The organism is Rhizobium sp. AC27/96 (assembly GCF_001692325.1).
GTDB lineage: Bacteria > Pseudomonadota > Alphaproteobacteria > Rhizobiales > Rhizobiaceae > Rhizobium.
Map to the genome: position 1 here is coordinate 45,471 of NZ_LXKN01000029.1, position 8,756 is coordinate 54,226.

An 8,756-nucleotide genomic window follows, 5' to 3' on the forward strand; every position below is an offset into this window, starting at 1 on the left:
TATTTCCCTCTAGCTGTCCGCAACCTAACGGACAAAATAGCGTTCAATGCGAACCTGTTGAATTTCGCCCGAGCGTTGATATTCTGCGCGCGACTCGCTTCATTCAAGGTTGCAGGGAATTAACTTGATCGTAATCAAAACTACGTATAGGACAGCCGTGCAACTGAATTTCAGTTGCAGTGGAACTTATGCGCGGCTTATTCATTATTTGGCTGACATATGACGCGCATAGATACGCTGAAGGAGGAGTTCAGGGCATGCAAAGGTCCGTTTCCATATAGCAAGCTTGTCAAGCTGCTTATTGGACTAGGGTATGAGGTCAAGAATGGAGACGGAGCAGGCCGCAAATTTATCCACGCTATCACTAAGAAAGTGATCATTGTCCACGAGCCTCACCCTGGCAATGAGATCAAGTCCTACTTGGTCAATCAAATTCGAAATTACCTGCTGGATAGGAAAGAAATATGAAGCCGATCACTTACAAAGGGTATCAAGCTTCTGTCGAATACGAAGGCGGTAGCCTCTTCATCAAGATTCTTCATATCGATGACCTTCTGCTGGCGGAGTGCGAAAACGCCAAGGACGTCGAAGCCGTTGCCCGCGCCCTTATTGACGAGTATATTCAGACTTGCAGAGACGAGGGCCGAGATCCCGAAAAGCCCTTTAAGGGTTCTCTTAACATCCGTATGGACCCGGTTCTTCATCGCCGCGCCGCTATGGCCGCAGCCGATGACGATGTTTCGCTGAACGCTTGGATATGCACGGCAATCACAGAGAAGATTGAATGCGCCAAGATATCGGAGCGATTTGATGGAGTGTTTTCAAGAAAGCGGCAGGAAATGGCCACCCTTGAGACAGTTCAGCGCCTCCAAGTGCAAGCCGATTACGGGGCAAACGTCATCCGCGAACGGCGTGAGTTCTATGCTGCCTATGAGGGTGAGGAAGTTGAGCCGATTAGCCTACTACGTCGAGTAGTTCCGTCACATACCGGTCGAGTGAAGCTGCATGGGTAAAAGTGCCGCTTCCCAAAAGGCTCCCGGCAAAGTTTCTCATCGCCTGGTTGCTCAGTCTTTGGTTGATATCAGCATAGATGTATCTCCAGAACCAGAAGGCGATAAGATCGAGCTGCGCTATAATGTTGCCGTCGATGAGCCTGTTCAAATTGAAGAACATCAGTATTTCTTTACTTGCCATCTGACCGTTGGAAAGCGAGCGCCAGATGACGAAGAAGACTTCGTGAGCGTTAGTGCGACATACGCTTGCATTCTTCGTCATTCTTTGAGCAATTCGGGGGACGTAATTTCCGCGGCAAAGAGATATGCTGCAACATCGATCTGGGGCGCGTTTTCTGGCCTCTTCGCCATTATAAGCCACCAAATGCGAACTTCGTTTCCTCCGCTCCCTCCAACACCAGCAGCAGTTGATGCTACTGGTGATCCGTCTCTCGCTCCATCAGAAGACGACAATATCAAACATGTAGAATCTGATATATAGTTATATATCAATCAACTTCTCGTGGCCTTATTGATAGTGGAAAAGCTGGAATCGGTTTTCCTCGGAGCGTCTCGTGGCGCTCCAGTCAATCGTTGTGGGCCTTCTGTTGCGCTGCGGAGCCGTGACAACATAATTCAGGGCGTCGCGCGCGTTGCCAGAAGTGTATCTGAAGCCCGCACGCTATTGATTACAGCAATTTATGCAGGGAGAAACGGCTATACCGCACTCCGAGACTTTGATTAATTCTGATGAAATCGAGCGCGTCGTATCTGTGCGCAAGCCATCAGCGTTGGTTCTGCAGCGCCCATTTCTAAGCATTTATGGGCAACGCAGGCGAATCCGTGCGACATGCGATGCAAAACGATTTTGTGATTAAAAAAATCCTGAAATGGTTTCAGAGCATTAACCGAGGTCGAACCTTTTCGTTAATTGAAATTTATTCTGGCGTATTTACATTGCCAACACATGGTCGTATTCGATCGCTAGTAAGAGTGCGTCGCACAAATCATTTAACGTGCGATTGAATGGAGAAATGAGATGTCCGCCCTTAAGAAAACCAAAACCGTCAATCTACGGATTGAGCCGGAAACGCACGAACTCATTGCGCGAGCTGCCGAAGTTTGCGGAAAGAGCATTACTGCGTTTATGACTGAGGCATCTGTCTACTCCGCTCAAGAAGAGTTGCTGGATCAACGATTCATAGGGGTATCTGCAGATGTTTTTGAGGCTGTAAGCGATCAACTTGCAGTACCGGGCGTCGCTAGGGATAACCTTGTCAAACTATTCCAGACCAAAGTGGAATGGATGGATTGACTTTTGTCCTACAGAAAGCCTTGCCCAATTAGTAGCCAGCACATCCTCGAGGGTTTTTCGTCAGGAAAGCCCTCGTTGGATGACTGGCTCAAAGATATGGCGCTTTATAACCAAGAACAGGGATATACTCGAACGTTTGTTATTGCAGACGAGGCTTATCACGTCGTTGGCTATCATTCTGTTTGCGCTGGTATGATACATCGAAACGATGTTTCCCGTTCGGTCAAAGGCACCCAAGCCCCTACTGAAATTCCAGTAGCAGTTTTGGCTCGGCTGGCCGTTGCTACCGCACATCAGGGGAGAGGGCTGGGCAAAGCGCTCTTAAAAAACGCTTTAATGAGCATAGTGTCGGCTGCCCAATTAGTAGCTTTCCGTGGCGTTGTCGTAAACGCGCTCGACGACGATGCCATGTCATTTTACAAAAAATTTCATTTTCAAGAAACCAAGAATATGGAACGGCGTCTAATTTTACCCGCCAAGGATATTATTGAATCGCTAAATCAGGCTACTTCCTAAACCGCAGCATATATCCAGCTACGTGCTTTGGGCTCTGTAGCTAAGCATCAAAGCGGTATTCGCTTTTCACAGCCGCGAATTCCCGGTTACTGGACCAGGAGTCCTCGAAGGGGAAAGTTGCAGCTCCATTGTTTGATGGAGCGCTCCTCGACCGCTGAAGAGGATCAAACGGCGACCAGTGTTCGAAAAGTCTTTGGTGGGCGAGCCTGGAGCACCGGCGCTACGGCCAAGGGACGACTTTGTTGCTCCTAAGGGTGCAATGAGGCGTATCGGATTCGCCCATCATCCACGAACAATCCTGTTTCGTGCTCTTTGCCACTCTGCACCCATTTGCGTGCTTGGTCCGCACGGACGATTGAAAAAGCATATTGCCCAGAGCAGCCGGCGGCTTCTAAGTCGCTTTTTCGTGCGAACTCGACGAGGGTTTGCCGATCGGATTCACCGCGGCGTCGAAGGGCGTAGAACATTTTTGAATCTCCCAATTTCGTCGTGTGAGCCGATATCTGATTACCGATAACCTTTAATTATCGGAACCTTGAGCTGAAACGCCCAGATTTCGGCCTGCGCCTCGCGCGCGTATTGGTCCCGAAACTCCTATAAGCGGCTGCGGCAATGTCGGCGCAGCAAGCCGATCTCAGTCCCTCTTGCATCTGATCGCAAACTGCGTTGCGCAGACCTGCTACGCGGTCGATCAGAAATTTTTTTAAAAATCTCGAAATCATCCAGCCACGCGCAGGGCCATCAACATTTCATTGCAAGCTAATTTTCTTCTCACTACCATCGTTGATGGGAGGACATAGATGCGACATATTGATTCGAAATCCGCCGAGCCTGTCGTCGCGACGAAGGTTTGGTGCATCGCAGACTTTTGCGCACTTCATCGACTGGATGGCAAGGAGCTAGCCCAGCTCACCGCGTTATTTGGTGAGTTTGCCACGACGAGCGAACTCGCCCACAACGTCACCCGGACACCGCGGTCCAGGTGACGAGACAATCCGGCCTTCCATTCCGCTGGCGGGCAGCCTTTTGATCGACGCGCGTACATGCACGCAAACCATACCTCGATGTTACCGCGCATGGTCATCCGACATTCGAATCCCTTACGATGAATGACTGCTCTTCTCGACCTCGGTCGGTGCCTTTCGGCGAATTCCCAACCGGTGACGTTCCCCACAGCTTGAAACCAAAATATAACTTGCATTCTTTCTTCGGCTGCTCGGTAATGAGCCATCATCGCAAACAGGAAGAATCCATGGCCAAGGGTCAAGCTAAAAGCAATAAAGAGATCCGCAAACCCAAGAAAGACAAGGCCGCTCCTGCTGCTGCGCCTACTCTTGGGGCCAAGGCAGTCGAATCTAATAAGCAGAAGAAGCCATAATCTTCAGCCTTCCACATATGGAATTCGGGTGACAAGTACATTGGTGTAAGCAAGGCGGATCCGCCATTGCGCGAACGTCTTGCCATTCTTGCCGCGCGTCCCCCGGATAATGTGCCTGAGGGGCACATTTAGAACAGAGCGCATGCCGGTCCCGCGCTTCCGTCGGAGACCAGAAGAGGGTCCTCGCGCGCGCGTATTGCTCTCGAAAGTCCTAGAATAAGCCTCTGTCTTTATGAATTTAGCTCGATTGCTGTTTCGATGAAGCGAATCATCTCCTGTACTGGCTCGAGTTCGACCATGCCGGCTTGGAAAAACAATCCCTCCCTCAGCGCTTCAGCTTTGATGCGGAGTCCAACATGGGTGAATGCAGTAAGGCGGGATATTTTTTGCCGCTCAACATGTATTTGAGATACGGCACTCGCGATGCGTTGCTTTGCCAGGTCGACTTTTGCCTCCCCGCGGAGGCGATTTGTTTCCTCACTATATTCCCGCGCTAAAACAAGCTTGTGTTTGAGTTCCGCGATTATTTTGTCCCGGCGCCCCTGTGCTTCGGCGAGAGATTTAGGTGTGCGACCATTGGGAACGTTCGAAATCCAGAAAGCCATCCTCTCTTCGGCTTCCTCCGGCGTCAGCACCGAAAAGCACATTGTCGCATTCTTTTCCCGATATTTTCGGGACAGGCGCTTTGTCAAAACACTCGTGTCCCTCATGATGTAACGGCCGAGAATATCGCGTTCGGCGTTGGCATCGCGAGAAATATGAGCATTCATGCCCTCAAGGATTTCCTCGGGAGCGAGCGGCCATCGATGCCGCCATTCATCCGCAAGCCATTCCAGATCATCCTTCGCGTTTCTTAACGCTTCGTGGGCTTTGTGAAGGGCTTCATGGCCTTCCAACAACTCATGGTTCTCTTCTGAGCCGCTAGATATTGACTGGCTGGACTCCAAAAGCGCGATAGCCGCCTGAACGTCGCCTGATTTCAATATCTCCCGCAGCCGGCCGAGGTCTGTTGCCGAGGTTGTGACCTGTCTGCTGATCGTATCAGTGCTGTGCATTTCAATCTCCCTCGTTCTGGCTTGATAAAAAATCAACTGTAGTTGAATTAAATCCTACTTATAGCCAATGTCAAGTGCGCTTGATAAAAAAGAAACTTCACTGTATTAAATGCCTATGATTGAACCCGATCAGATAAGAGCCGCCCGCGCCATGCTTGGCCTCACGCAGGCCGATTTGGCGAAGGCCGCCGGCATTTCGACAACAGGCCTCAACAACATCGAACGCGGGACGGCCGATCCGAAGGCATCCACCCTTCGTGCAATTCAAGCTGCGCTGGAGACGGCAGGGATCATTTTCCAGAGCGATGGTGAGATGGTGCCCGGAGGGCGCGGACTGCGCATCAGGCGTTCTGCAAAGTCTTTCGAAACGACCGACCGTGAGATGATCCAATATCCGGAGTTCAAGGAGGGTGACGGCGGTCCCGGTAGTGGTGGTTGAAGCAGATTAGTTTTGCCAACACAGCGGAGACAAAGGAAAATGGCCGAGAGTGGGCCTCGGCCGATTGGCTCGATGTGAGCTACCGAGCCGCGTTTTTTCGAGCGATACGAGCTTGACGCTCCAATTCATGTTTCTCAAGCCAAGTTTCATGCTGAGCGGTTGCTTCCTCGGCAGAAAACCAAGGGTCGCGGAACGTGTCGTCGATGCAGTCGCCGAGTTCATCAGCGGCTTCCTGCTTGAGGAAGCGAAGTACAGAAAAGAGGAGGCGATTCAGCCTACGATAATCCTGCTTGACGTCGAAAGTTTCACTTTCCCTGGGAAACTGATCCCAAATCATGTCGAGAGCTATCAGAGATTCTGCAACTTGAATCGCCGCCCCGGCGCAGCTTTCGGCTCGCTCAAAAGACAGGGATTGGCGGAGAGCCCATTCCCGATCATATTCGTGGTGCATGGCATCATCGAATATGCTGGACGCCACATGGCTCCTGTCTGGCAATTCCAAGCTCTTTTCGTCGAGTTCATTGTGCCGCTGTCTAGCAGCAGCAAGTCGCCGCCCCAATTCAAGTGCCTGGTCATGCCCATGGGTTGGATGCAGTGCCTCTACCATTTTGGCTACATTGGCGACTAATTGTTCGCGGTCACTGGCCACAGTTGAATCCGAAAATTGATGTGTTGCAAAGGGCATCGTCATGATGTCGACTCCGTTGATTGGGTTTGGGATGCGGAGTAACGGCTACCGAGCTATGTATGCCTTGGCGAACGCCTGTTGTTTTCACAGTTGCGCGCCGTCTAATATCCACAGGGTAGTGATCAGTTGTGGCGCAAACAGTGGAAAAGCAAAGGAGAACTGGTGGATTAGAACCATTGACTCCTGCGAGCATGATGGCAATTTCCTCCCTCGAAATGGGAGGCGGAGCATGCAGGAAATAGGTAGACGTGACTACATTGGAGATGACGGCAACCATTATGTGGTAGTCGAATTCAAACCAAGTATCGTAAGGCAATCGATCGCGGGAGGTCCCGTCAAAGTTCTAGGCACGGCCCAGTTCCGCTTATCTACTGGCGAGGATCTATTCGAACAGGGCGAAGACGACGTGTTCGAGATTGAAGACACTGGGATCGTTATTCGTCCGGCCTAAAAGCGACAGGCCGACCCATGGGAAAGACCTCATCCCTTCGCGCAAAGCAGTGAAATTGCGGGAAATACACATGCATTGCGACCGATGGCTGCCCGGCAAGATTGCGATTCCTAGCGAATCATCGCAACTCTTGGAAATCGGCTCGGTTTCCGCGTCGGGTCATGAGGCCTGTATAAGCATCAGTGCAACTTAGTGAACCGATCGAACGAAGGCCCAATAGGAACTGCTAAAGAGCAATATGGGCCTCCAATATCCGCCTAAACCTGGCACAATCGTTATCTGCGACTACTCTACCGGCTTCAAAGAACCTGAAATGGTCAAGGAACGGCTCGCAGTCGTGATTTCTCCGCGCCTTCCTAAAAGAGATAATCTTTGTACGGTCGTCCCGCTTAGTACATCGATTCCGGCCCACCGCACCAATTATCAGGTGCGAATCGAACTTCCTGTCGAAGCCCCAGACCCGTACCCCGGAAAGTTTAAATGGGCGAAATCTGACATGATGGCGACCGTCAGCTATAATCGCCTGAAGCTGCCGTTTACCGACAGAGATCCAAATACCGGGAAGCGAAAATACTTACAAATCATTCTCGTAGAAGAGGAGCTTGCCAAGGTGCGGGAAGCGCTCCTTTTTGCACTCGGCTTAGATCACTTGACTAAGAACCTGTGAAGACTCATATATGATTCGCTTGCGCTTGCGGGCCGTTCGCGGACCGTAATGCGCCTCAAGTCCGTCCCCTGTGGACGGCGGGCTATCATCGCGATTCCAAGCTCAGGTAGCTGACACCCCGCCTTCCGAGGCGGGGTTTCTGTTTCTCGCATAGGCTGACTCAAAAAAGCGCTATCCATCTTACTGGCTCGGCGAAGTTTCTTCGCACGCTCGCGAGGCCTTCAGGCGATGACCCCAGCGGACCAAAAACTCTCAAGCGATTCCACGGCTATCGGTGAAGGTCACATTCTCGGCGTTCCAGTTCTGAGCTCACGATGATCTTGCAATGAGCTATCGCAGGCTCGAAATCGATCCAGACCGGAATACCGGCGGCGTCGAGCAAATGTGGCACCCGAGGAGTGCGGGACCGTAGTTTTTAAAGACGCAATGACATCCAGCCTGCAAGACTAAGTCGAGGGTGGAAACCGCTCCACCTCGCTAAGTTCAACCAACATCTTCGGATCCACAACATGCTCCATCTCACGGAGATGGTCGGCGCTATGATAATTCGGACCCGTGATGATTGCCGAGGGTTCTGCGGTCGCTACGAGCAAGACGCCATCGCATCCGTAGGTCGTACAGAGTCCACGCGCGAACCTCATCGCAACTTCACGGTCAGTCGACCAATTGAGCCCGATCCGTCCCGCTTCGAGTTCGTCGGCGCGCTCCCCACGATACAGAACTAATTTTCCTCCATTGTAAGGCGGAAAAACCTGGCGAAAGGCGCGAATAATCAGATCGTCATCTTGGATCTTAGCTCGAAGGCGAAACCCTCTCTCCGTCCAATCCAGATGTAACGCCTCTCGAAAATCTTCAGACACTCGTTCGCAGCGCATCGCGGCCTCCAAAACATTCCGGAAGGCAACACCAGCATCCTCGTGAACCGTGTCGAACGCTCGCCGGAGATTATTCGTCGTGCCACTATGCATGGCTGCGATGATGCACTCTTCCGCTTCATCCAACGATAACGGCGGAAGAGCACTGAAGGGAGCTGTGGGAAGCGGTATGCGTAGTGTCACGATACGTTGATCCTCAAAGCTATGCTCAAAGTGTGTCGGTGAGGGGATATCGCTATCAGGCATTGGTCAACCTATCCTCTGGTGAGTGGAACTTTGCTTGTTGATTTCCGGTAGGAACTGACCCGTTGGTGGCAGATATTTCCATTGAGAATTGACCCATGTTTGAACCTTGCCCTGCGTGTTTTCAGCGAGGGCTA

Annotated in this window: 13 protein-coding genes; 10 read left to right on the forward strand and 3 right to left on the reverse strand. The window is 51.5% G+C overall.

Features of this window, described 5'->3' with window-relative positions; genetic code table 11:
• The first annotated feature begins 219 nt into the window (after positions 1 to 219).
• The 7 genes from A6U86_RS36165 to A6U86_RS36050 all read left to right on the forward strand — a co-directional run bounded on the left by A6U86_RS36165 (position 220) and on the right by A6U86_RS36050 (position 4,201).
• Complete coding sequence (locus tag A6U86_RS36165; protein WP_068395007.1) at positions 220 to 468, forward strand: type II toxin-antitoxin system HicA family toxin; 249 nt, start codon at positions 220 to 222, stop codon at positions 466 to 468.
• Positions 465 to 1,013 carry a type II toxin-antitoxin system HicB family antitoxin gene (locus A6U86_RS21400; RefSeq protein WP_068395009.1) on the forward strand — a complete coding sequence of 183 codons (549 nt, stop codon included), beginning with the start codon at positions 465 to 467 and terminating at the stop codon, positions 1,011 to 1,013. The genes A6U86_RS36165 and A6U86_RS21400 overlap by 4 nt, the downstream gene beginning before the upstream one ends.
• Positions 1,006 to 1,494 (forward strand): hypothetical protein, encoded by a 489-nt coding sequence (locus A6U86_RS35255; protein WP_141683776.1) that lies wholly within the window; start codon positions 1,006 to 1,008, stop codon positions 1,492 to 1,494. The genes A6U86_RS21400 and A6U86_RS35255 overlap by 8 nt, the downstream gene beginning before the upstream one ends.
• A 537-nt stretch (positions 1,495 to 2,031) precedes the next feature.
• Positions 2,032 to 2,307 (forward strand): DUF1778 domain-containing protein, encoded by a 276-nt coding sequence (locus tag A6U86_RS21405; protein WP_068395011.1) that lies wholly within the window; start codon positions 2,032 to 2,034, stop codon positions 2,305 to 2,307.
• A 75-nt stretch (positions 2,308 to 2,382) separates the two neighbouring features.
• Positions 2,383 to 2,823, forward strand: coding sequence for a GNAT family N-acetyltransferase (locus tag A6U86_RS21410; protein ID WP_244510043.1), 441 nt, complete (start codon positions 2,383 to 2,385; stop codon positions 2,821 to 2,823).
• 800 nt (positions 2,824 to 3,623) lie between these two features.
• Entirely contained in the window at positions 3,624 to 3,809 is a 186-nt protein-coding gene (locus A6U86_RS35905; protein WP_068395015.1) for a hypothetical protein, read from the forward strand.
• 266 nt (positions 3,810 to 4,075) lie between these two features.
• Positions 4,076 to 4,201: a hypothetical protein gene (locus tag A6U86_RS36050; protein ID WP_275507287.1), complete on the forward strand. Its 126-nt coding sequence runs from the start codon at positions 4,076 to 4,078 to the stop codon at positions 4,199 to 4,201.
• 230 nt (positions 4,202 to 4,431) lie between these two features.
• Here A6U86_RS36050 and A6U86_RS21420 read toward each other — a convergent pair whose 3' ends face one another.
• Complete coding sequence (locus A6U86_RS21420; RefSeq protein ID WP_068395016.1) at positions 4,432 to 5,256, reverse strand: hypothetical protein; 825 nt, start codon at positions 5,254 to 5,256, stop codon at positions 4,432 to 4,434.
• Between the two features lie 109 nt (positions 5,257 to 5,365).
• Between A6U86_RS21420 and A6U86_RS21425 the strand changes: the two genes are divergently transcribed.
• Positions 5,366 to 5,695 carry a helix-turn-helix domain-containing protein gene (locus A6U86_RS21425; RefSeq protein WP_244510045.1) on the forward strand — a complete coding sequence of 110 codons (330 nt, stop codon included), beginning with the start codon at positions 5,366 to 5,368 and terminating at the stop codon, positions 5,693 to 5,695.
• A gap of 79 nt (positions 5,696 to 5,774) precedes the next feature.
• Here the strand turns inward: A6U86_RS21425 and A6U86_RS35260 are convergent, their stop codons facing one another.
• Positions 5,775 to 6,386, reverse strand: coding sequence for a hypothetical protein (locus tag A6U86_RS35260; protein WP_141683777.1), 612 nt, complete (start codon positions 6,384 to 6,386; stop codon positions 5,775 to 5,777).
• Between the two features lie 226 nt (positions 6,387 to 6,612).
• Here A6U86_RS35260 and A6U86_RS21435 point away from each other — a divergent pair, with 226 nt between their 5' ends.
• A complete protein-coding gene (locus tag A6U86_RS21435) occupies positions 6,613 to 6,834 on the forward strand; it encodes a hypothetical protein (RefSeq protein WP_068395024.1) in 222 nt (73 codons plus the stop codon).
• A gap of 238 nt (positions 6,835 to 7,072) precedes the next feature.
• On the forward strand, positions 7,073 to 7,501 hold the full coding sequence (locus A6U86_RS34830) for a type II toxin-antitoxin system PemK/MazF family toxin (RefSeq protein WP_083196932.1): 429 nt from the start codon (positions 7,073 to 7,075) through the stop codon (positions 7,499 to 7,501).
• A 446-nt stretch (positions 7,502 to 7,947) separates the two neighbouring features.
• On the opposite strand, the gene A6U86_RS21440 is transcribed toward A6U86_RS34830, so the two are convergent.
• On the reverse strand, positions 7,948 to 8,622 hold the full coding sequence (locus A6U86_RS21440; protein ID WP_141683778.1) for a hypothetical protein: 675 nt from the start codon (positions 8,620 to 8,622) through the stop codon (positions 7,948 to 7,950).
• Positions 8,623 to 8,756: the final 134 nt, after the last annotated feature.